Below are 23,679 nucleotides of genomic sequence, written 5' to 3'. Positions count from 1 at the left end.
ATTTTGTAGTAAAATAGGTAAAGAGGAGATTTCGTATGAATGAGTTTATTACAGTAGTGCTCCTATTCTTTTGTTATTCTTTTATCGGCTGGTTATGGGAGACTATATTTTGTTCGATTAAGGCGAAAAAATTTGTTTATCGCGGGTTCTTGATGGGCCCTATCACACCAATTTATGGCTTTGGTATTTTAATGGTATTGTATTTTTTACGGCCCTTCCATAATAATTTACTACTATTATATATCTTTGCGGCTGTGCTTGTGACAATTTTGGAATATGTCACAAGTTACGGTTTAGAAAAATTATTTCATGCTTCATGGTGGGACTATCATGACGTACCGTTAAATATTAATGGACGGGTAGCCATTCCGGTTTCTTTGTTTTGGGGCATCGGTTGTGTGTTGATTGTAAAAGTTGTTCATCCCCGCGTCATGTTAGGCGTTAATTGGTTGGCTGAGCACTTTGGTTTTTATCTGCCGGTCATTTTAATTGCGATTATGATGTTTGATTTGGGTTATACTTTAGCTAACTTGGCTTCTTTCCAAAGTATGACCAAAAAAATTGCTGCAGAATTGGATCAGCGTAAAGAAGAACTCAAAGACAGTTTTGATGAGAAAACAGATACCGTTCAGCAACGTTTGGCCTTAAGTCAGTATTTTAAAGAACATCCAGAAGCTGAAAGTGCTTTTCCCCGACTGAATTTTCACCAAAGAAGACTGCTAAAAAACTTTAATCGTCTAAAATTAGACAACGTTAAAAGTCTAGAAAACGTGCGTCAGTATGTAACCAATCACAAAAAAAATTAGTCTTATATTACAAAAATATTACGAAAAAACAAAGCGAGCAAAGGCCAATACTTTGCTCGCTTTTTAGTGTAAAAAACTTTTTAGCAGACGCTAATTTTCTTTTACTAGAACAGATGCTGTAACAAAATGTAATCTAACTGAAATGATACATACACCTTTCCTTTGTATAATAAGGGGCGTTGGAGATTAGAAAAGAAAGGTGTGGATTTTGTGAAAGCAAAAAAATTGGTGACAGTTTTGACGGCTGTTCTAGCTATCAATCTTGTTAGCCCGGTGTTTGCTGCTGCGGAATCATTGGACTCTTTAAACGAACAGGAGTCTACTATCACACGTCAAAGTAACCAGATCAGCGCCGAGGTACAAATGGCCTTAAACGACGTGAATGACAAATATGATCAAGTAGAAAAAACAAAAGCGGAAATCGCGGAAAACGAAGCAGCTTTAGAAAAAGCGCAAAAAGATATTGAAGCCACTCAAAAAAATATCGCAAAGCGTAAAGAAATTATGGCACAACGCCTAAAAGAGATCCAAGTAAACGGGGGAGCACAACGAGATTGGTCCGTTTTACTTGATGCAAAAAACCTACAAGAATTTATCAATCGCGCTTATGCTATGACACTATTGCAAAATGCGCAAAAACAAAAAGTGGCAGATTTAAACACTGAAAAAGAAAAACTCGAAAAACTTGAAGCGACTGTTCAAAAAACAGCCACAAGCTTAAAAACAAACAAAGTAAATCTTGAAACAGAAGCTAGTGAATTAGATGGTAAAATTGCTAATTTGAAACAACAATTAGCTGAAAATCAAAGTACGTTACAAAAAATTGCTCAAAGTAAAGAAGTTGAGACAGCCCGTCTAGCTGCTGAAAAAGCTGCCAAAGAAAAAGCTGCAGCTGAAAAAGTTGCTGCCGAAAAAGCAGCGAAAGAAGCCCAAGCGGCCAAACAAGAAGAAGCGGAAAAATCAACAAACTCTAGTAGCAATAGTTCTTCTACTAGTTCGGAATCTAGCACGAGTAACTCAAGCCAAGAGAATAGTAGTGAAAACAATTCAAGTTCTAGCAGTTCAGAATCCAACACGGGCAACAATACCAACAATAGTGGTGACAACTCCAGCAATAGTGGACGCACACTAACGATGGAGTCGACAGCTTATTCTTATGCCGAAGCTGGAGCAAGTTATTTAACAGCTAGTGGCACAGACTTACGTGAAAACCCCCAAGCTGTAGCAGTTGATCCGAGTGTCATCCCATTAGGCACTGTGGTAGAAGTACAAGGTTATGGTGTCGCATTAGCCTTAGACACAGGTGGTGCAATTAAAGGTAATATTATTGATGTGCATTTTCCAACAGTAGCCCAATGTACCCAATGGGGACGTCGTCAAGTTCAAGTGACAATTCGTGGGTAAAAAGCAAATAAGATTAAAAGTGGTACCAATACATTGGTACCACTTTTTATAGGAAATAAATGAGAACGCTGCAATAAAGCAATGCATTTCTTTTTATTTTTTTTGTCAGGGTTATTTCGAAAATGAAAGAGTTTCCGCCTCTATTATCTTTGCAAACATTCCTTTTTAATTTGTTATAAAACTTGTTTTAAAAAAAATTTTTTATTCATTGATTGTGAATATATTCCTTAATTTTTAATAACTAGATACAATAATAGAGTTTATGTTTTTTGGTTTTTGTTATTTTAATTTTTTTCTAAATAGACTTTTTTCAAATAACTGTTGTTTTCTTAATCAAAATGAGTTTCCTTAAGAATTGGATTTGCCCTTTAAAAGTGCGTGTTCTTCACGTATAATAAGATAGAGCTTTTTTGTGCAATTTTGTTATCTATATTGAAAATGTTAGTTAGGAGCGTGTGTCCATGGGTAACCCCCTTATTAAAACGATCGCAGTCGCAGCTGTGGGAATAGGAGCAGTCGCGATTTGTTTTGTCGGTTATCGTGAAAACAGCAACAAACAATATCAACAAAAAGTTAGCTACGCAGAAACTGCTGTAAAAAAAGACGAACTTTCCATTAATGATGTAAATGTAGCCATTACAAAACTTTACACGAGTAAAGATAAAGTCTTTTTGAAAAAAGATTTAACGGAAGCTGAATTAACTCAGACGGGTGCCAAATTAGACGGCATAAAAGTTTCCGCAGATGATTTTGGTATTGAAGACAAAGACATGCCGAAAAATATGAAGAACATTGCAAAAGAAAAAGAAGCGCTGAATAAGCAAATGGCCGATGCAGAAACAAAATTTGCCATTCAAAATAGTGTGAACGCTTTGTTTGAAAAGCCAGTCAGTGATTGGCAAAAGGCCAAAAATGATGTCATCATCAAAACCAAGCTGAAAGATACTGATGTGGGAGCAATTCGAGAACGCTTGAGTTTTGTGGATGAAAGTGACTGGACAAAATTAGTTAAAACCTATTTATCTTATGCTGACGCACAATTAAAACGGGTTGCAGAAATTAACCAGTCACTTAATAGTATGTTAAAAGACGGAAAAGTTACAAATGCCGCAACGTATGAAAAATATTTGAGCTTAGTCGAAAGTATTAGTCAAGTACGTAATCAGAATTTAAAGGCAGACTTTACTGAAAAAGCCGCTACAATTTCAAATCAACTGGGCTTAAGTAGTTCAACCAATTCTTCAATAGCAAGTGATAGTTCTGATTATGGAACAGAAACACAAGATACAAATGTGGGTGAAAATAATACTAATTCAGAAACCAATTATGAGGATAATTATGCTGAAACAGATACTGGTTATTAGAAAAGGAGAAAGCAATGTCTAGAGGAAAGAAAATTGTTTTAGGAATCGTCGGTTTTATTGCGGTGCTCACAATTGCGGCTGTTGGGATTGGTGCAAAAGTTTATATGGACTTAAGCGGATCGGTACAAAAAACATACGAGTCTGTCGAGCGACAACTTGATACTAAACGTAAAGAAGATCAAGGCAAAGTAATCGCAGAAAAAAAACCATTTTCGGTTTTATTACTTGGCATTGACACGGGGGATTTAGGCCGAACAGAAGTTGGTCGTTCGGATACGATGATGGTTGCGGCGGTTAATCCCACATTGAAAAAAACGTTAATTGCAAGTATTGCCCGCGATACATATGTCGATATTGTCGGCAAAGGGACAAAAGATAAAATCAATCACGCTTACGCTTTTGGCGGCGCAGGGATGTCGATGGACACAGTGGAAAAATATCTGGATATTCCAGTGGATCATTATGTTGCCATCAATATGAAAGGTTTGAAAGAACTTGTGGATGCAGTAGGCGGTATTACTGTGAGTAACGATCAAAAGTTTACACAAGATAATTACACCTTTGAATATGGCAAAATCCATTTAGATGGCGATCAAGCATTGTCGTTTTCGCGGATGCGATATGAAGATCCACGAGGGGACTATGGCCGACAAGAGCGTCAACGAAAAATCGTTGAAGGTGTCGCCAAAAAATTATTAACTTTTGATGGTGTAACGCGTTATAAAGAAGTGTTAGATGCAATGGAAGAAAATGTTAAAACAGATATGAGTTTTGATGATATGAAAAAAATTGCTGCTGATTATCGTAGTGCCTTTTCAGATATTCAACAAGATCAGTTGCAAGGCGAAGGCTTCATGCAAGAGGGTATTTCTTATCAACGGGTAAGTGAAACAGAATTAAATCGTGTGCAAACGGAATTGAAAAAAACACTCGATGTAAATAACTAGAGAAAGTGGCGGAAAAATGGAAGAGACAATTAGTCTGAAACAAATTTTTGATATTTTACGAAAACACTTGGCTTCAATTTTTATTTGTAGTTTTGTAGGATTGGCATTAGCTGGAATTGCAACATTTTTTATTATCACACCAAAGTATAGTTCACAGGCACAATTAATCGTGACGTTACCACAAGGGGATGCAACGACAAATCCCAATGACGTCAATACAAATTTACAGATGATCAATACCTATAAGGAATTGGTTACCGGCGATTTGGTAATTGATCAAGTCAAAGACCGTTTGGAATCTGAGTACAATTTAGATATGACAGCAACTCAAATTAAAAGTGCACTAGAAGTAACACAACAACAAAATTCATTGATGTTTTCAATTAAGGCAACAGACAGTAGTGCGATTAATGCTGAACATATTGCCAATACAACGTCACAAATTTTCCAAGAGACAGCTAAGGATGTTTTAGAAGTTAATAAAATTTCCATTATTTCAAAGGCAACGGCAAGCATGGCCCCAGTGTCACCGAACAATAAGTTAAACCTAGCGATTGGTCTTGTTTTAGGCTTAATGATTGGGATTGGGTTAGCCTTTTTATTGGAATTATTAGACAGAACAGTCAAAGACGATAAATTTGTTTCAGAAGATTTAGGTCTGACTATTTTGGGTACCGTGCCACAAATGACTCAAAAAGAGTTAGATGCAACCATTCCAAAGAAACCGTTAATTCCATCTTTTAAAAAGACTACTGCAAATATGGAAAATAAAGATAAAGATGTGTCACGGCGTAGCCGCTCACGTGTCTAAGGAGGAGTAAACATGTCAAAAAAACATACAGAACGCAAAGGCACCCAAACTCATCCTGTGAGTTTAATTACGTTAATTGATCCATCATCACCAATTTCAGAACAATTTCGGACAATTCGAACCAACATTCAATTTGCTTCTTCTGCTGATCGACAAATTAAAACAATTGTTGTTACGTCTTCAGGTCCAGGAGAAGGCAAATCAACCAGTTCAGCAAATCTGGCGATCGTTTTTGCTAAATCCGGCCAACGTGTTTTATTAGTCGATGCCGATATGCGTAAACCAACCGTTTATAAAACTTTTAAATTAAGTAACGAAGTAGGTTTGAGTACAGTTTTGAGCACACAAAAAAGTGTTTTAGAAGCTGCACAACAAACTACTGTTGAAAACTTGTCAGTATTAACTAGTGGTCCTAAAGCCCCTAATCCTTCTGAATTATTAGGTTCAGCTCGGATGGATCAAGTAATCGATGAAGCTCGTAATTTATACGATATTGTCATCTTTGACATGCCGCCTGTAGTTGCCGTAACCGATGCGCAAATTATGGCTTCAAAAGCGGATGGCACAGTGTTGGTCATTCGCGAGAATGTATCCCGTAAAGAATCATTAGTTAAGGCTCGTGATTTATTGAAGATGGTTGGTGCTCGTGTATTAGGAGTTGTTTATAATGGGGCGCACCACACCAAAGATCAAGGTTATTATTATTACAGTAATTAGATTGGAGGAGTGAGAAACGATGATTGATTTACATTGTCATATTTTACCGGGAATCGATGACGGGGCAGAAAATTTAGAAGCAAGTATTGCCATGGCTGAAAAAGCAATAAGCCAAGGAATAACTCATATTCTTTGTACCCCACATCATAATAACGGCAAATATACCAATCCAAAATCAGAAGTCGTTTCTCGCGTTTTAGCATTACAAAAAGAACTGGATCAGCGCAACTTATCACTGACAGTTTTAGAAGGTCAAGAAGTGCGAATTAGTGGAGATTTAATCGAGGAATTAGCAAAAGGTCAGATTCTTTTTACCGATTTAGATGATACATATATATTAATTGAGTTTCCGACAATGGATATTCCAGCTTATACGGAAAATATCTTTTTCCAATTGCGTAGCATGGGAAAAATACCAGTGATTGTCCATCCTGAACGAAATGCAAAATTTCGTGAGGATCCCAATCGATTGATTGAATATTTGGAGATGGGGTGTTTAGCACAATTAACCGCACCAAGTTATGTTGGGATATTTGGTAGATCAATTCAAAAGACAGCAAAAGAAATGGTCGAACACAATTTGGTACAAATGGTCGCTTCAGATGCCCATGGGGTAAATAAGCGAAATTTCTATATGAAAGAAGCCTACGAGGCAATAGCAAAAGATTTTGGGGAAGAAAAAGTTGTCGCAATGCAACAAGTAGCAAAAGACTTGTTAAATGGGGATCAAGTTGAAATACCGACATATACGGCAATTAAAAAGAAAAAATTCGGGTTGTTTTAGGGGGAGTATGTGTGTTTGCATTAACACGAAAAAGAAAAATTACGATATTGGTTGTAGTCGACTGCCTATTAATTGCAGTAGCTAATTTATTAGCGTATTTATTTATGAAACCTTTTGTACCAATTACAGAAAGCTTCGTGATGACTTCCACAGGATTATCTGTTGGCTTGTATTTGATTTTTGGTTTTGTTTTTCGCGTTTTTACCAGAATTAATCGTTATACCAATTTAAGGGAAATGATTGCTATTTTTTTAGCAACTACTTCACAATCAGTGATCAGCGTTGTTGCCTTGTCTATTTTCTTTGATGAACGTTACAGTCGCCGCTTAGAATTATTTACATATATTTTATCAACTTTTCTAATTATTAGTAGTCGCCTGATTTGGCGTCTTTTTGTCGAATGGCGCAATATGCATGGAACAAATAATGAAGATGTGCAACGTACTCTTATCGTTGGCGCAGGTGAAGGGGGTCGAATTTTACTCAATAGTTTTCTAGGCTCTAAAACTGCCGGAAATATTGATGTTGTGGGATTTGTCGATGATGATCCTAATAAACAAAAAATTTATCTTTCGGGAATAAAAGTATTAGGTTATGTTCAAGATTTACCTAATCTTATCGAAGAAAAAAATATTGACATGATTACGATTGCCATTCCATCACTATCACGAAAAAAATTGCGGGAGATTTTTCAACTTTTAGAAAAATATGAAGTGAAGGTCAATACGATGCCTTCCATGGAAGAAGTTGCAGCCGGAAAAGTCAGTCTTTCACGCTTAAAAGAAATTGATGTAGTCGATTTATTAGGGCGGGATGAAGTAAAATTGGATATTGCCTCAATTAAAGATCAATTGACAGGTAAAACAATTCTAGTAACCGGGGCTGGCGGATCGATTGGTTCAGAGATTTGTCGCCAAGTAGCCCAATTTAATCCAAAACGAATTCTATTACTTGGTCACGGAGAAAATTCAATCTATCAAATTCATCGTGAATTGACAACAAGTTATCAAGATAAGGTAACCGAGTTCATCCCCGTTATTGCCGATATTCAAGATCGTAAGTTAATCTTTAATTTAATGGCCCGCTATCAGCCAGATATTGTGTATCATGCTGCGGCGCATAAACATGTTCCTTTAATGGAATATAATCCCCGGGAATCGGTAAAAAATAATGTATTTGGTACAAAAAATGTGGCTGAAGCCGCAAAAGCAAATCATGTGAAAAATTTTGTCATGATATCAACCGACAAAGCCAATAACCCACCAAATGTGATGGGGTCCACCAAACGAATTGCAGAAATGATTGTGACTAGTCTAAATGAACCTGGAAAAACAAAATTTTCTGCTGTGCGCTTTGGGAATGTTTTGGGTTCGCGTGGGAGTGTTATTCCATTGTTCAGAGAACAAATTGCAAAAGGTGGTCCAATTACGGTCACTGATTTTCGTATGACCCGATATTTCATGACAATTCCTGAGGCAAGCCGTTTAGTAATTCAATCAGGAGCGCTAGCAAAAGGTGGCGAAATCTTTGTCTTAGACATGGGAGAACCAGTGAAGATTTTAGATTTAGCCAAAAATATGATTCGTCTAAGTGGGTACACAGAAGATGATATTGAAATTGTCGAGGCCGGGATTCGTCCAGGTGAAAAGCTTTATGAAGAACTACTGTTAGATAAAGAACGTAACGATGAAGAAGTTTATGAAAAGATTTTTGTTGGTAACATTAAAGGCTTTGAGTTGGAACAGGTTATGATGTTTGTTAAGAGTCTAGCTGATGTTGATGATAAAGAATTGGCTAAAGAGGTTGTTGCTTTTGCCAATGCATCTAATAAATAGAAAGCAGGAGTTAAAATGGAAAGCAAACGTATTTTATTATCTTCACCACATATGAGTGATCAAGGTTATGAACAAGAGTATGTAAAAGAAGCATTTGATACAAATTGGATCGCTCCTTTAGGTGCAAATGTTACAGGATTTGAAAATGAATTGGCTGAATTTGTTGGAGCTGGACATGCTGCAGCGTTAGTATCGGGAACTTCTGCAATTCATATGGCTCTGAAAGCTGTAGGCGTAGGTAAAGGGGATATAGTTATTTGTCAGTCACTTACTTTTTCAGCTACAGCAAATCCAATTATCTATCAAGATGCTACTCCCGTTTTTGTTGATAGTGATAAAGACTCTTGGAATATGGATCCTAACTATTTACGTGAAGCTTTAGAAAAATATCCCCAAGCGAAAGCTGTTATTGTTGTTCATCTTTATGGTTTATCTGCAAAATTAGATGAAATTATGGAAATTTGTAAGGAATTCAATGTACCTCTAATTGAAGATGCTGCAGAGTCATTAGGGACGACCTACAAAGGAAAGTACACAGGTACATTTGGTGATTATGGAATTTTCTCTTTTAATGGGAATAAAATTATCACAACTTCTGGCGGTGGTATGTTAGTTTCAAACAATGAAGAAAAAATTGCGAAAGTACGTTTTTGGTCAACTCAATCTCGTGACCAAGCAAGACACTATCAACATAGTGAGGTTGGTTATAACTACCGTATGAGTAATATCGTTGCGGGTATTGGAAGAGGCCAATTGAAAGTTTTGAAAGATCGTATTGCGAAAAAAAGATATATCTATAATTTTTATAAAAAAGAATTAGAAGATTTACAACAAGTTTCATTTATGCCTGAAAATGATTGGAATAAGCCTAATTATTGGTTGTCAGTAATTACTTTGAAAGATATGAGTTCCAATTTCTTAATGGACGAATTAGAAAAAGAAAATATTGAATCAAGACCAATTTGGAAACCAATGCATATGCAACCAATCTTTAAAAATTATGACTTCATCGGTAATAATGTATCTCAAGAATTATTTGAACATGGCGTTTGCTTACCTTCTGATTCAAAAATGAGTGAGAATGATTTGGAAAGAGTAACTACAATTATAAAGAGAGTGGTTTTAAATGAAGAAGGTTAAAATATATGAAAGTATAATAAAGAGATATTCAGACTTACTTTTTTCTATATTGTTATTATTAGTTTTACTTCCTATACTCATTGTTATTGCCATATCTGTAAAGGTAACATCAAAAGGACCTATATTTTTTAAACAAGAACGTATTGGATTACAAGGTAAAACGTTTGAAATTTATAAATTTCGAACGATGTGCGTAGGCGCTGAAAATATTGGAGATGGCTTAACTGTTAAGTCTGATACTGATAACAGAATTACAAAAGTTGGTAAATTTTTAAGGAGAACAAGCTTAGATGAGCTACCACAATTAATAAATATTCTCAAGGGGGAGATGTCGTTTGTAGGTCCAAGACCTCCGGTAACCTATTTTCCTTATAAAAGCTATAAGAATTATCCAGATTGGGCAAAGAAAAGGTTCGAAGTTCGACCAGGTGTAACTGGATTCTCCCAATGTACAGTAAGAAATTCTGTGTCTTGGGATGAAAGAATAGTTCTGGATAATAAATATGTTGAACGAGTTTCTATAAAATTTGATTTGAAGATTTTTATAATGACGCTAATTAAAGTTTTTAATTCTACAAATATTTATGGTGAAGGGAAATAATTTAATAATGGAGAGTTTTACTTTACGACCAATTGAGATTGAAGATGCAAGATATATCTATGAATGGAAAAATGATTCAGAAATCTTTAAATATTTAGGCGGAGGATACGCTCCGCAATCATTAGCTGATATAAATAATAATATTTCTTTTCTAGTAAAACAGTCCACTAGTACTAAGAGATTTATTATTATACACAGAGAAACAGCAGAACCTGTGGGATTGGTTGGTTTATATGACATAAATATGGTTCATAGGACTTGTGAGATTGGAATTTATATAGGTAATAAAAAGTTTCAAAAAAGAGGAGCAGCTTCCATAGCGGTAAACAGAATTGAAAATTACGCCAAACAATTTTTGAATTTAAGAAAAATAATTCTCTTTGTAGTTTCAGAAAATAAATCTGCCGTGAAGTTTTGGAAAAAACATAATTATCAACATGTTGGTACCTTGACAAAACATCGTTATATTGATGGGAAGTATGCTGATGTAGAATTAAGAGAGAAGTTTTTATAGTACGGAAAAAGGGAGATAATTAATATGAATGGATTGATTTTGAGTTGTGGTACGAGAAACAAAATAATTCAATATTTTAAAAAAAGTATCCACGAGCTTGGAGGGAAGATTTATGGCGCGGATGCCAGTAAATTAGCCCCAGCGCTGTATGAATGTGATGATTTCTTTATAGTCCCTGAATTTATGAATGATCAATACATTCCTACTATTCTTGAAATTTGTAAAAAAAAGAAAATTAATTTTTTATTATCGTTAATTGATACAGAATTAACAATCATTGCGAAATATAAAAATCATTTTGAAAATATTGGAGTTACTGTGATTGGTCCTAATTATGAGACTGCTCAAATATGCTTAAATAAGCAGAAAATGTATGATTTTCTGCTTACTAATGAAATACCTACTCAAAAAAGTTTTTTTTCATTGGATGATTTTAAGAATGCTAGAGACGAAGGAGACATAGACTTTCCTGTTTTTATAAAACCTATTTATGGAAGTGCCAGTTTAGGAATCCAAAAAGTTGAATCGATTCAAGAATTATCTATTATATTTCAATTGTCTAAGCAAGCGTTAATGATCCAGGAAAATATGAATGGAAAAGAATTTGGCGTTGATTGTTATATTGATATCCAGACAGGATCTTTGATAAATCTGTTCATAAAAGAAAAAGTAAAGATGAGAGCGGGGGAAACGGATAAGTCTGTATCTGTTAAAAATTATGAGATTCTTCAGTTAGTTAAAACTTTTGTTGAGCGCAGTCAAGGTTTCTATGGTCCCATTGACATTGATATTTTTGAAAAAAATGGTATTTATTATTTGTCTGAAGTTAATCCACGATTTGGTGGTGGATACCCGCATGCTTACGAATGTGGAATTAATTTTCCGCACTTGATTTTAGAAAACGTCCAGAATGCACTACCTCAGAAAGAATTTTTTTCTTACCAATCGGGAATTTATATGATGAAGTATAGTGAGACGATAATAAAGAAAGTAGATATGGGGAAATAATATGGAGTGGCTATTAATTCATCCATTTGGATACACACGAAGGACAGAGTTATTAGAGAAAATATTAAGCGAAAAGGAAATTAATTTCACTATTATTGCTTCGGACTATTCACACGTAAAAAAGCAGAGAGTTGATTATTCAGAAAAAAATGAGAATATAGAAGTGATTAGAGCAATAAAATATAAAAAGAATCTTTCTATAAAAAGAATTTTATCACATATACATTTCTCTTTTTTAGTGCTTCTATTTATAAAGAAGAATAATCCTCAAAAAATTTATTGTAGAATTCCTCCAAACTTCTTACTTTTTTTGATAAGTTGTTTTTGTAAAGATAGTAAATTAATTGTTGATGTATATGATTTATGGCCAGAATCATTTCCTCAAAAAAAATCCTTTCTTTTGAATCCTTTTTTTAAAGTTTGGAAATTTTTTAGAAATGGGTTTATAAATTCATCTGATTCGATCGTGTTGGAATGTAATTTATATCGAAAGTATTTGCCTCATCTCAATGGTAATCTAGTAACCACAATCTATCCTGAATCATCGGGAAATGATTTAGTCGATGTAGATTTAAATGGTTTAGAGTCAATTAAGAGTGAAATTCATTTTTGCTACTTAGGAACTATTAATAATATTGTGGATTTTTCTAAGCTGGAAGTACTTTTTGAGTTAGTTAGTATGAAATCAAATTTTTTTGTGCATTTTATTGGTCGTGGAGAGAAAAAACAATATTTAATTGATTTGGTTAGCAAGTATGATGGTGTTTTTATTGATTATGGGCCAATTTACAATGATAAAGAAAAAAATTTTATTATGAATCAATGTCATTTTGGTCTAAATATTTTTAAAGATCAAACTGTAATTGGGTTAAGTTTAAAATCAATTGAGTATTTTAAATTTGGTCTTCCTATTATTTCAACTTTAAAAGGTGATACCGCTGAATTTATTGACCGTTATAATGTTGGAATTATGTTTGATGATGTAAGTTTTATAAAATTGAAAAATTTTTATAGTAAATATAAAGATGTACGAGAAGAGGTCAGAAATCTATATATGAAAGAATTTGAAAACAATGTATTAGAAAAAAAATGGAGAATGGCTATCGGAGGATTATCTGTTGAAAAGTAAGTTAGGTGTTGTAATTGTTACATATAACCCAGATGATAACGTATTAAATTCTATAAAGGCATCAGAAAATTTCATTACGGTAGTAGTTGATAATGGTTCACGAGAAAATCACGTTAAAAAAAGTTTGAGACGGTTTGTTAATGAAAATTCAAATTTTATATTTGTAGAACTAGATACAAATTTAGGATTAGGTGCTGCACAAAATATTGGATGTAGCAAACTTAAAGAGATGAATGCAAAATACGTTGTACTATTTGATCAAGATACAATAGTAGACGAAAGTTTTTTGGAAATGGCTATGGAAAACTATAATATTGCCAAACAAAGATTTTCAAATATTGGGGTACTCGTACCAATTTATTATGATAAGCAGAGAAAAAAAGTTGCGGAATTTACTGCACGGTATTCAGGAAAATATAGAAAAACGAGTATTAGAAATGATTTTCAGAAAATTTCATTTGCTAATGCATCAGGTATGATTTTTGATTTAGAACTAGTTAGAGAAATAGGAGGAATGAGAGAAGATTTTTTCATTGACCAAATTGATGTTGAATTTTGCGAACGTGTGACGCAAAATGGGTTTGATATTATAGCTACTAAACAATTAAAGATTATTCATACTGTTGGAGAAGGTACTGTAACTAAAATAGGAAGTTTAGAGGTACAGCATAGTAATCATAATGATGTTAGAAGATATTACATTGCCAAAAACTCAATAATTTTGAATAAATTATATCCAAATGATAAGGAATTTGTTAAATTGATTAATAAGAGATTGGTAAAAACAATTTTTGTATGCTTTTTGGAAAAAAATAGCATACAAAAAATTCTTGCTATTTTTAGGGGCGTAAGAGATGGACTTAGGTATGAAGTATAATAATATGCAGCTTTTATCATCTGCTCAGAGCGAAAGAAAAGTCTCGCAGTTAGAAAAAGTATCTAGCTTTTTATTGATTTTTATAATGTGGATTTTAATGGGGTTTAATACTTATAATGCAGATTACGAGGCGTACCAGGCACTTTATCATAGAATTAGCATTTTGGGTACGAATACTGATCCAGGAATAGAAATTGGCTTTAAATATATAATGTATTTTTTTAGTTTTTTTACTAATAGTTATCAAGTTTTTCTTTGTATTACGTCACTTACTTGTCTAATTTTTTTACGGTATATAATTTTACTTTATACAAATTATGTATCGTCCACATTATTCCTATTTTTTATTTTTGGTTTTTTTTCGAATGCTATTCAATTAAGAAATTTTATTTCGATGATTCTAATATTATTTGCTTTTTACATTTTCTGTAATAATGAAGGGATAAAAGCGTACTTTTTGTATGTATTCATAATCTTTATCGCTTCTCTTTTTCATGTTACATCTTTATTTTATCTGATTCTCATTGTTTCAAAGCTTAATAAAAAAGTAATATTTTTAATATTTGGAATTTCTACTGTATGTTTAGCTGCTATTAGGAACAACATACAATATTTTTTTGAAGATACAAAATTTATTAGTTACTGGGGAAATAATAACGCTACTGGTGGAATGAGTAAAACAATACTGATACTAGCTTATTTTTCTGTAAATCTTTGGTTAGTTATTAAATTGGTAAAGCTCTCAAAAGAAATTCCTAGCAAAAATTTTGTAGATTTTTTAGTACCGGTTAATTTATTGGTTTCTGTCAGTTTTTTATTGGTTTTATTGAATAATAATTTCATTCGTCTGATAAGGAATGTGTATTTATTAAATTATGTATTATATTCACAAAACCTTCACTTTATGTTTAGAAAAACTAAAATATATAATTATCTAATTTTACTATCATATTTTTTCTTTGTTATATTTTCTGGTTACTTTTTTACTTTAAAGGGGTCCAGTGCAGACAGCGGTTTTTTAGCATTATTTAAATACAATATGGTTATTGAAAGTATCATGAACTTATTTTCTTTGCCAACTTAATAAAAATGATTGTAGGAATAATATGAATGAGAAGACAAAACTTATTATAAAAAATTTAAATTACACAGTATCGGCAAATTTTATTGTACTTTTAATTTACGCAATCTTATATTTGATAATACCCAAATTTCTGGATCTCGAAAACTATGGATTGTGGCAATTATATGTACTTTATTCAGGATATGTAGGTTTTTTTCATTTTGGGTGGCTTGATGGAATATATTTGAAACTTGCAGGTAAAGAATATGATGATGTAAATAAGAAAGAATTAGGTACACAATTTTGGTATTTTCTATTATTTCAATCTTTGATAGTACTTTTTTTAATATGCTTAATATCAATATTTATAAAAAATGAAAATTTTATATTAATCTTGGTACTCACAGCTATATCTTTAATTATAGTCAATTGTAAACAGTTTGTGCTCTTTATCTTACAATCCACTAATCGTATTAAAGAATATGCTACTTTATCTAGAACAGACCGTTATTTATATATCGTTATATTATTTATTTACCTACTCAATTTTGATAGTTTTTTAGGCGTGATTGTTCTTGATATAATTTCTAAATTTATAATGATGCTATGGGGGTTATATGTAATTCAAGACATTTTATTTTCACCAAGAGAACCCTTTAAGAAAATTTTTCCAGTTATAATTTCGAATATTCGAGTTGGCAGTAATTTAATGTTTAGTAATATTGCTAGCTTATTAATAACTGGAATAACACGCATATTTGTTGAAAAGGTATGGGACATAAAAACATTTGGACAGTTATCCCTTATTCTAAGTATTTCTAACATGTTTCTCACTTTTATCAATGCAATTGGGGTAGTTATGTTCCCAATGTTGAGAAAAATGAGAAGAAGTCAACTACCAAGTGTTTACTTAAATTTGAGAAATATATTTGTGCCGATATCGTACCTTGCTCTAATAGTATATCCAGCAGTTAAGATAATTTTGAAATTCTGGTTGCCTCAATATGCAGAAAGCCTGATATATATGGGCATTCTATTTCCAATCATAATATTTGAAGGTAGAATGTCATTGTTGATAATGACCTATTTAAAAACAATTAGAAAAGAAAGAATAATATTAATTTCTAACTTAATTGGATTGTTAATGGCAATAATTTTAACGAGTATATCGACATTTATTTTAAAATCTTTACCTGTTACAGTATTGTCATTATTAATTTGTATTATGAGTAGATGCATCTTTTCGGAGATTCAGTTGACAAGAATTTTAAAAATAAATATTACTATTGATATTATAGTTGAAGTTTCATTAGTAAGTGTATTCATAATTAGTAATTATTATTTTTCAACATTTATTGCTTTCTTTTTATATCTAATTTTTCTCACAATTTATATTGTGTACAAAAAAGGGAATATAGTTAAAGCATTGCAATTTTCAAGAAGAATGATGAAGTATTAAAGAATTTGGAGGAATATCATGAAAGGTATAATTCTAGCAGGAGGATCCGGCACACGCCTATATCCTTTAACAAAGGCAACATCCAAACAACTTATGCCGGTTTACGATAAACCGATGATTTACTATCCAATGTCGACATTAATGTTGGCAGGAATAACAGAAATTTTAATTATCTCTACCCCACAAGATACGCCACGCTTTGAAGAACTTTTTGGTGATGGACATGAATTGGGAATTCACATTGAATATGCCATTCAGCCAAGTCCAGATGGTTTAGCACAAGCCTTTATTATTGGTGCAGAGTTCATTGGAAATGATAGTGTCTGCTTAGTTTTAGGGGATAATATTTATTACGGTGGTGGTTTATCTAAAATGTTACAGCGTGCGTCTTCAAAGGAAGTGGGCGCAACGGTTTTTGGCTATCACGTAAATGATCCTGAACGTTTTGGTGTAGTTGAATTTGATGAGAAGATGGATGCTATCTCAATTGAAGAAAAACCAGCAGAACCAAAATCAAATTATGCCGTGACAGGTTTGTATTTTTATGATAACGACGTCATTGAAATTGCCAAAAATATTCAGCCTTCACCACGTGGAGAATTAGAAATTACGGATGTCAATCAAGTGTATCTGGAAAGAGGAAAACTTTCTGTTGAAGTGATGGGACGTGGCTATGCTTGGTTAGATACAGGCACACATGAATCTTTATTAGAAGCATCTACTTTTATTGAGACAATTGAAAAACGACAAAATCTTAAAGTGGCGTGTTTAGAAGAAATTTCATATCGGATGGGATATATTACAAAAGAAGAATTAAAAGAATTAGCCCAACCATTGAAGAAAAATCAATACGGACAATATTTACTCCGTTTAGTAGAAGAGGCGTAGTGATGGGGAAAATTAAAGTAACAAATACAAATTTACAGGACGTTAAAATTATTGAACCAGCAGTCTTTGGAGATCACCGTGGTTTTTTCACTGAAAGTTATTCCGAACAAGATTTTAAAAAAGCTGGAATTACATATAATTTTGTTCAAGATAATCATTCGCTTTCGACCCAACCTGGTGTTTTACGCGGATTGCATTTTCAAAAAGGGGAAGCGGCACAAACGAAATTAATACGTGTTGTTTCCGGTGTCGTCTTAGATGTGATTGTGGATATTCGTAAAGGAAGCCCTACTTATGGAAAGTGGGAGGGCTACTTATTGTCAGAATTCAATCATCGTCAATTATTGGTACCCAAAGGATTTGCTCATGGTTTTGTCACCTTAACGCCGAATGTTAATTTCTTGTATAAATGTGATAATTATTATAATGCTGAAGCGGATGCTGGTATTGCCTTTAACGATCCAGATTTAGCAATTGAGTGGCCAATTGCTTTAGACAAAGCGATTTTATCTGACAAAGATAAGAAACATCCAACTTTAAAAGAATTTGAAGCAGAAAATCCATTTGTCTATGGTGAAATTTAGGAGGGTGAAGTAGTGAAAAATATTATTGTTACCGGCGGAGCTGGTTTTATCGGATCAAATTTTGTTCATTATGTGGTAAATAATCATCCTGAAGTCCATGTAACAGTATTGGATAAATTAACTTATGCCGGCAATAAAGAAAATTTAGCTGGATTACCTTCTGATCGCGTAGAGCTAGTAGTAGGAGATATTGCCGATGCTGTTCTTGTTGATAGCCTGGTAAAAGAGGCGGATGCTGTTGTTCATTATGCTGCTGAGTCTCATAATGATAATTCGTTAAAAGATCCATCTCCATTTATTCAAACGAATATCGTAGGTTCTTTTGTTTTATTAGAAGCGTGTCGTAAATTTGGCGTACGCTATCATCATGTTTCAACTGATGAAGTATATGGGGATTTACCATTACGTGAGGATCTTCCTGGCCATGGCGAAGGTGAGGGAGAAAAATTTACCGATCATACACCATATAACCCATCTAGTCCGTACTCTGCTTCTAAAGCGAGTTCAGATTTATTAGTTCGGGCTTGGGTGCGCTCATTTGGCTTACAAGCAACCATCTCCAATTGCTCTAATAATTATGGTCCGTATCAACACATTGAAAAATTCATTCCACGCCAAATTACAAATATCTTGAGTGGTATTAAACCAAAACTTTATGGGGATGGAAAAAACGTACGCGACTGGATCCACACCAACGACCATTCTTCTGCAGTTTGGTTGATTCTCACAAAAGGTAAAATTGGCGAGACTTATCTTATTGGGGCCGATGGCGAGGAAGATAATAAAACTGTAATGGAAATGATTTTGGAAGAGATGGACTTACCTAAAGATGATTATGAACATGTTAACGATCGTCCAGGGCATGATTTGCGCTATGCTATTGATTCTACAAAATTGCGTGAAGAGTTAGGTTGGCAACCTGAATTTACAGATTTCCGATCTGGCTTAAAAGATACCATTGCTTGGTATACAAATCATCAAACTTGGTGGCAAGCTGAAAAACAAAAAGTTGAAGACAACTATGCTAAACAAGGCCAATAGTGATTCGTTGAAAGCTTAAAGCAGGAGAATTCCTGCTTTTTTAGGAGGAAAAAAATTGATTTTAATTACAGGTGGAAACGGCCAATTAGGGTCTGAGTTACGTCATTTATTAGATGAAAATAAGGTTGAATATATTTCGACTGACGCCAAAGAGTTGGATATAACCGATGGGGAAAAAACACTACAATTTATTATGAAACTGAAACCAGCTATCATTTATCATTGTGCTGCCTATACAGCTGTAGATAAGGCCGAAGATGAAGGAAAAGAATTGGACGAACGAATTAATGTGATTGGGACTGAAAATGTTGCAAAAGCAGCGAAAGCTGTTGATGCAACGATGATTTACGTTAGCACAGACTATGTCTTTGATGGATTGAAAAAAGGACATGAGTATCGTGTAGACGATAAAACAAATCCACTAAATGAATACGGACGAACAAAACTTTTAGGTGAAATTGCTGTAAAAAATACGCTTGAAAAATACTATATTATTCGAACTTCTTGGGTTTTTGGACAATATGGTCATAACTTTGTTTTCACGATGCAAAACTTAGCAAAAACGCATGATACACTAACGGTTGTGAATGATCAATTTGGTCGCCCAACATGGACACGAACTTTAGCTGAATTTATGCTTTTTGTGATTGAAAATAAAGCAGAATATGGCACATATCATTTATCAAATGAAGGCAGTTGCTCATGGTATGAATTTGCAAAAGAAATTTTGAAAGATACAGATGTGAAAGTCTTGCCTGTAACTTCAGCAGAGTTTCCACAAAAAGCAACACGGCCGCAATATTCTGTAATGGATTTATTTAAGGCAGAAAGCTTAGGATTTGAGATTCCTACGTGGGAGAATGCTTTGAAATTGATGTTAGAGAGATAGAATAATTAAAAAAGTATTTGGAGGTGCCCCCCATCTACAAAAACATAATCCGCTTAATAGCGTTACTCACTATCATTATAATGTATACGACTAAATTTTATTTTCTATCGTTAAATACTTTATTGGCCTATATTCCATTAGAGTTATCATTTCATATTAAGGATACGCGTTCGCCGATATTACAAGTTATTTTAGGGTGTATTTGGTTATTATTTTTCCCGAATATCCCGTATCTTGTGACTGATATTGTCCATTCGGATATGTTGCAGTTGTATAATTACGCTGATGGGAGTAGTTTACCGAGTGTGCGCTTATGGGCGCTTTTAATCGCGTTATTCTTAGTGATATTTGCCTTTAATTTATGGGGTTTTTCTGAGTTGTTAAAGTTAGCACGCTACTTTAAAGACAAGTTTCAGGTACATCCATTTGTCATGCGTATGATAATTGGTGGGATTTGTTTTCTTTCTGCGATGGGAATTTACGCGGGACGATTTCCGCCACGATTACATTCAATTTATTTTCTTACAGATCCGCTGAAAGTATTTGATATTATTTTCCTACAATGGTCGCAAAAAAAATTAGAGTTTGTTTTACTATTTTTTATTCTTCATTTGGGAATTTTAACTGTACTATATATTCAAAATTTACTAATGGAACGCAAATTTGAAAATATTTAATTAGAAGGCTCAATTATCGTTGTGATAATTGAGCCTTTTCATCGTCTAATTAGCTCTCTTTTTCATTTTATGGTACTTTTGAATTAGGAAAAGGTTTTCAAAAATGAAAGTGAAAAGTGAATGGGAGGGATTTTCATGAATCGATATCAAAATATTTTAGTGGCAATTGATGGGTCAAAAAATGCGGAAAAGGCATTTTATGAGGCAGTAGCCTTAGCTAAAGCGAGTAATGGGGCATTGTATTTGGCTTGGATTATTGATGAAGCGTCGCTTTCGACGAGTTCTTTTGCGGTTTCGAAGATTTTAAAAGAAGAACAGGAAAAAGCCAAAATGGTTTTGGAAAATTTAGTTTCTGAAGCGCGTAATGCAGGGATTGAGAATATCAGCCAAATTGTTGAAGTAGGGGATGTAAAGGATACGATTGCTGAAAAAATTCCGGCTGAATATCCGATTGATTTAATTGTGGCGGGCGCTACGGGAAAGGGATCTTTGACCCGTAAAAAAGTAGGTTCAACTATTCAACATATTGTAAATCACGCACCTTGTAATGTTTTAATGGTGAAATAGAAAATGACGTAGCTGTTAAAATGGGTAGTTCATTTTTGATAGATCAGAATAAATAAAAGCGGCTAACAACGATCTTTAGAGATGTTGTCAGTCGCTTTTTGTATGCATAATTTTTACAATCCATTGAAGAGGGGGATCAATGGATTGTAAAGAATTAACAACTTAGTTTGTTTCTAAATCGTGTAAGAAGAGTCCACTTAATAATTTTGGTTCAAACCAGGTTGATTTTGGTGGCATAATTTTTCCAGCATCGGCGACATCTAAGAGATCTGTCATCGCGGTTGGATATAAGGAGAAGGCTACTTGCCACGCGCCGCTATCGACTAGTTTGACGAGTTCTTCTGGTCCGCGGATGCCACCGATAAAGTCAATGCGTTGGTCGGTCCGAACGTCAGTGATGCCAAAAATCGGCGCCAAAACATTATTTTGCAGTAAAGATACGTCTAGGCGTTCGACTGGATCATTACTTTTAATCGTATCTTTTGCGTACAATGTATACCATTGTCCGGCTAGATACATTTGAATTTGTCCAGGAGCTTGTGGCTTTTCTGAGGTTGTTTTTTCTATTGTTAAGCCAATGCCAACTTGGTCAAAAAAGTCGTCTGGTAGAGGAACATTGACCACCCGATTGTATTCCCAAATGGCGAGTTCGTTTTCTGGAAAGACGATTGCTAAGAAATAATCACTTTCAGTACTGTTCGTACCTTGTTTACGTTTTTCTATCCCGACTTTAACAGCCGATTCTGTACGGTGATGCCCATCTGCAATATATAGCGCTGAAACATCTTCAAATAACGCAGTTAGGGTTGTCACAATTTTGGTATCATCAATCACCCAGACTTTATGATTTACATCATGGTAGCTGTTAAAGTCATACACTGCTTCATGATTTTTTTGCCACTCTTTTATTAAGGTTTGAATTTTATTCTCTTGGCGATAAGCCAAAAAAATGGGACTGGTATTGGCATCACAAGCTTTGATGTGATTGATCCGATCGATTTCTTTTTCTGGTCGGGTAAATTCATGTTTTTTAATATTCCCATTGACATAATCGTCAATCGACGCAGATAAAGCAATTCCGGTTTGGCTGCGACCATTCATCGTCAACTGATATAAATAAAAGTAAGGTTTCTCCTCTTTTTTTAGCCAGCCTTTTGCTAAAAAGTCAGCTAAATTGGCAGCAGCTTTTTGATAGACTGCTGGATCATAAGGTGAGATGTCTTGGGGTAAATCGATTTCTGCCCGGTCAATATGAAAGTAGCTATAGGGATTATCTGTTGCGAGTTCCTGCGCTTCTTTACTGTTAATCACGTCATAAGGCAACGCGGCTACTTTTGCGGCTAAATCTTTAGCCGGACGAATCCCTTTAAAAGGTTTGATTACGACCATTAATAGCTCCCCCCCGGATTTTTAATGACACGAACGCGAATAATATCGGGATTTTCCTCTAAACGCGTGGCAACGGCTTGGGCATTTGCCTCATTGTCACAAGCAATGTCCACTAAGGTATAGGCATAGTCATCACGACCACGGTTAACCATGTTATCAATATTAATATTCATTTCAGCAATAGTCGAAGAAATTTGGCCGAGCATATTGGGAATGTTTTTATTAATAATGGTAATTCGATAAGGGGAGTGAAAGGCCATTTCCACAGTGGGAAAATTGACCGAACGTTTAATCGTCCCTTCTTCTAAAAAGCGTTTTAACGTTCTGGCAGCCATTTTGGCGCAGTTCACTTCCGCTTCTTCGGTAGAAGCGCCTAAGTGAGGCAAAACCAAAACTTTTTCATGGTGTAATAATTTTTCGTCAGCAAAGTCTGTGGTATAGCCTGCTAATTCATCAGCAGTTAAGGCCTCTAATACGGCTGCATCATCTACAATTCCGCCGCGGGCAAAGTTGAATAGTTTGGCTGTCTTTTTCATTTTAGCCAGTTCGGCTTTCCCAATCATGCCTTTGGTTTGATCGGTTAAAGGCACATGAATAGTGACAAAATCACAAGTTGTTAAAACTTCGGCTAATTCATTGGCACGATGCACCCGCCGTGAAATGCTCCAAGCGGTATCGACTGAAACATAAGGATCATAACCGACTACTTCCATGCCTAAACGATAGGCATCGTTTGCAATCATAGCGCCAATTGCACCCAGACCAATCACGCCTAATTTTTTCCCTTCTAATTCATGACCGGCAAATTGTTTTTTATTTGCTTCGGCTTGTTCTTCCACGTCAGCACCTGTTAATGTTTGCACCCACTGAGCGCCTTTTAAAATTGGACGAACAGATAATAAGAGACTGGCCAGTACTAACTCTTTGACTGCGTTGGCATTGGCACCTGGGGTATTAAAAACGACAATACCATTTTCAGTACATTTTGCTACCGGGACATTATTGGTACCCGCTCCAGCGCGAGCAACGGCTACGACGCTTATGGGAAAATCGTAATCGTGTAATTTTTGACTACGTAAAATAATACCATCTGGGTTTTCACTTTCATTAATCGCATAGTTTTCTTTATCAAAACGGTTCATGCCTTCTGGGGCAATTGCGTTAAAGGTTTTAATATGAAACATA

24 protein-coding genes are annotated in these 23,679 nt (G+C 34.4%); 22 read left to right on the top strand and 2 right to left on the bottom strand.

The features are described from left to right. Positions 1–35: 35 nt before the first annotated feature. The 22 genes from RK01_RS08070 (at position 36) to RK01_RS07965 (ending at position 21,105) form a co-directional block, all read left to right on the top strand. Positions 36–806, top strand: coding sequence for a putative ABC transporter permease (locus tag RK01_RS08070; RefSeq protein ID WP_016172803.1), 771 nt, complete (start codon positions 36–38; stop codon positions 804–806). 210 nt (positions 807–1,016) lie between these two features. After that, positions 1,017–2,210: a 3D domain-containing protein gene (locus RK01_RS08065; RefSeq protein WP_016172802.1), complete on the top strand. Its 1,194-nt coding sequence runs from the start codon at positions 1,017–1,019 to the stop codon at positions 2,208–2,210. Positions 2,211–2,671: 461 nt separating this feature from the next. Then, positions 2,672–3,574 (top strand): hypothetical protein, encoded by a 903-nt coding sequence (locus RK01_RS08060; RefSeq protein WP_016172801.1) that lies wholly within the window; start codon positions 2,672–2,674, stop codon positions 3,572–3,574. Positions 3,575–3,588: 14 nt separating this feature from the next. Continuing rightward, positions 3,589–4,521 carry an LCP family glycopolymer transferase gene (locus tag RK01_RS08055; protein ID WP_016172800.1) on the top strand — a complete coding sequence of 311 codons (933 nt, stop codon included), beginning with the start codon at positions 3,589–3,591 and terminating at the stop codon, positions 4,519–4,521. A gap of 16 nt (positions 4,522–4,537) precedes the next feature. Further along, complete coding sequence (locus tag RK01_RS08050) at positions 4,538–5,332, top strand: YveK family protein (protein WP_016172799.1); 795 nt, start codon at positions 4,538–4,540, stop codon at positions 5,330–5,332. Between the two features lie 12 nt (positions 5,333–5,344). Continuing rightward, the gene (locus tag RK01_RS08045) at positions 5,345–6,049 is read left to right on the top strand and encodes a CpsD/CapB family tyrosine-protein kinase (protein WP_016172798.1); all 705 of its coding nucleotides are present in this window, start codon (positions 5,345–5,347) and stop codon (positions 6,047–6,049) included. Between the two features lie 19 nt (positions 6,050–6,068). Then, entirely contained in the window at positions 6,069–6,833 is a 765-nt protein-coding gene (locus tag RK01_RS08040) for a tyrosine-protein phosphatase (RefSeq protein WP_016172797.1), read from the top strand. 11 nt (positions 6,834–6,844) lie between these two features. Further along, positions 6,845–8,668 (top strand): polysaccharide biosynthesis protein, encoded by a 1,824-nt coding sequence (locus RK01_RS08035; protein ID WP_016172796.1) that lies wholly within the window; start codon positions 6,845–6,847, stop codon positions 8,666–8,668. A gap of 15 nt (positions 8,669–8,683) precedes the next feature. After that, positions 8,684–9,808 carry a DegT/DnrJ/EryC1/StrS family aminotransferase gene (locus RK01_RS08030; protein WP_016172795.1) on the top strand — a complete coding sequence of 375 codons (1,125 nt, stop codon included), beginning with the start codon at positions 8,684–8,686 and terminating at the stop codon, positions 9,806–9,808. Then, complete coding sequence (locus RK01_RS08025; RefSeq protein WP_016172794.1) at positions 9,795–10,409, top strand: sugar transferase; 615 nt, start codon at positions 9,795–9,797, stop codon at positions 10,407–10,409. Before RK01_RS08030 ends, RK01_RS08025 begins: the two co-directional genes overlap by 14 nt. 7 nt (positions 10,410–10,416) lie before the next feature. Further along, positions 10,417–10,923 carry a GNAT family N-acetyltransferase gene (locus tag RK01_RS08020; RefSeq protein WP_016172793.1) on the top strand — a complete coding sequence of 169 codons (507 nt, stop codon included), beginning with the start codon at positions 10,417–10,419 and terminating at the stop codon, positions 10,921–10,923. Positions 10,924–10,947: 24 nt separating this feature from the next. Then, a complete protein-coding gene (locus RK01_RS08015) occupies positions 10,948–11,931 on the top strand; it encodes an ATP-grasp domain-containing protein (RefSeq protein WP_016172792.1) in 984 nt (327 codons plus the stop codon). A gap of 1 nt (position 11,932) precedes the next feature. Next, positions 11,933–13,060 (top strand): glycosyltransferase family protein, encoded by a 1,128-nt coding sequence (locus RK01_RS08010; protein WP_016172791.1) that lies wholly within the window; start codon positions 11,933–11,935, stop codon positions 13,058–13,060. Continuing rightward, positions 13,050–13,937, top strand: coding sequence for a glycosyltransferase (locus RK01_RS08005; protein ID WP_016172790.1), 888 nt, complete (start codon positions 13,050–13,052; stop codon positions 13,935–13,937). The genes RK01_RS08010 and RK01_RS08005 overlap by 11 nt, the downstream gene beginning before the upstream one ends. After that, on the top strand, positions 13,915–15,021 hold the full coding sequence (locus RK01_RS08000; RefSeq protein WP_016172789.1) for an EpsG family protein: 1,107 nt from the start codon (positions 13,915–13,917) through the stop codon (positions 15,019–15,021). The genes RK01_RS08005 and RK01_RS08000 overlap by 23 nt, the downstream gene beginning before the upstream one ends. A 22-nt stretch (positions 15,022–15,043) precedes the next feature. Continuing rightward, positions 15,044–16,459 carry a lipopolysaccharide biosynthesis protein gene (locus RK01_RS07995; RefSeq protein WP_016172788.1) on the top strand — a complete coding sequence of 472 codons (1,416 nt, stop codon included), beginning with the start codon at positions 15,044–15,046 and terminating at the stop codon, positions 16,457–16,459. Between the two features lie 18 nt (positions 16,460–16,477). Further along, complete coding sequence (gene rfbA / locus RK01_RS07990; protein ID WP_016172787.1) at positions 16,478–17,347, top strand: glucose-1-phosphate thymidylyltransferase RfbA; 870 nt, start codon at positions 16,478–16,480, stop codon at positions 17,345–17,347. 2 nt (positions 17,348–17,349) lie between these two features. Continuing rightward, complete coding sequence (gene rfbC / locus RK01_RS07985) at positions 17,350–17,931, top strand: dTDP-4-dehydrorhamnose 3,5-epimerase (RefSeq protein ID WP_016172786.1); 582 nt, start codon at positions 17,350–17,352, stop codon at positions 17,929–17,931. A gap of 12 nt (positions 17,932–17,943) precedes the next feature. Then, entirely contained in the window at positions 17,944–18,972 is a 1,029-nt protein-coding gene (rfbB, locus tag RK01_RS07980; RefSeq protein WP_016172785.1) for a dTDP-glucose 4,6-dehydratase, read from the top strand. Between the two features lie 55 nt (positions 18,973–19,027). Next, positions 19,028–19,861 carry a dTDP-4-dehydrorhamnose reductase gene (gene rfbD, locus RK01_RS07975; RefSeq protein WP_016172784.1) on the top strand — a complete coding sequence of 278 codons (834 nt, stop codon included), beginning with the start codon at positions 19,028–19,030 and terminating at the stop codon, positions 19,859–19,861. An 80-nt stretch (positions 19,862–19,941) separates the two neighbouring features. Continuing rightward, positions 19,942–20,538, top strand: coding sequence for a DUF1361 domain-containing protein (locus RK01_RS07970; RefSeq protein ID WP_016172783.1), 597 nt, complete (start codon positions 19,942–19,944; stop codon positions 20,536–20,538). Positions 20,539–20,673: 135 nt separating this feature from the next. Further along, the gene (locus RK01_RS07965) at positions 20,674–21,105 is read left to right on the top strand and encodes a universal stress protein (RefSeq protein ID WP_016172782.1); all 432 of its coding nucleotides are present in this window, start codon (positions 20,674–20,676) and stop codon (positions 21,103–21,105) included. Between the two features lie 162 nt (positions 21,106–21,267). Here the strand turns inward: RK01_RS07965 and RK01_RS07960 are convergent, their stop codons facing one another. Together RK01_RS07960 and RK01_RS07955 are read right to left on the bottom strand one after the other, a co-directional pair. Beyond that, positions 21,268–22,494 carry a DUF1015 domain-containing protein gene (locus RK01_RS07960; protein WP_016172781.1) on the bottom strand — a complete coding sequence of 409 codons (1,227 nt, stop codon included), beginning with the start codon at positions 22,492–22,494 and terminating at the stop codon, positions 21,268–21,270. Further along, the gene (locus RK01_RS07955) at positions 22,494–23,678 is read right to left on the bottom strand and encodes a phosphoglycerate dehydrogenase (RefSeq protein ID WP_016172780.1); all 1,185 of its coding nucleotides are present in this window, start codon (positions 23,676–23,678) and stop codon (positions 22,494–22,496) included. Before RK01_RS07955 ends, RK01_RS07960 begins: the two co-directional genes overlap by 1 nt. Between the last annotated feature and the right edge of the window lies 1 nt (position 23,679).

This window comes from Enterococcus dispar ATCC 51266, assembly GCF_000406945.1.
Lineage (GTDB): Bacteria > Bacillota > Bacilli > Lactobacillales > Enterococcaceae > Enterococcus_C > Enterococcus_C dispar.
The sequence above is the reverse complement of the archived record's forward strand: the minus strand, read 5'-3'. Positions and strand labels throughout refer to the sequence as shown.